Here is a 388-nt window from a genome sequence, read left to right as displayed (position 1 = left end):
TACTGGTCGACCCACAGGTACCACGTGCCGTCGCGGTGGTCGCGGAAGACCAGCGGCGCCTCGACGTGCGCGTACCGGTCGTCGGCGAGCCGCGCGGCGACGACCTCGAAGTCGTCGGCGTCGAGCGCCGAGCCCGCCTCGTGGAACAGCCTGAGCGACCCGGGCGCGTCGGCGTCCTGCTTGGAGAAGCGGTGCACGCGCCCGTCGGGCGCGAGCGCGGCGGGCACCACGGTCGTGTCGATGACGCCCGTGCCGTGGTCGATGAGCACGCGCGCGGGGGTGACGGTCCGGAAGTCGCGCGTGCGGGCCACCAGCACGCGCGGGTACGACGCCGCGGCGTGGTGCACGTCGTCGGGCGGGTACAGCGACGACGAGAACGTCAAAGCGA

At 73.7% G+C, this 388-nt stretch carries 1 pseudogene; it reads right to left on the bottom strand.

The window, feature by feature from the left end:
• A pseudogene (locus tag G3I71_RS49695) lies at positions 1-388 on the bottom strand (hypothetical protein); the annotation flags it as partial.

This window comes from Streptomyces sp. SID12501, assembly GCF_010550245.1.
GTDB lineage: Bacteria > Actinomycetota > Actinomycetes > Streptomycetales > Streptomycetaceae > Streptomyces.
This window is presented reverse-complemented; position numbering and strand designations above follow the sequence as displayed.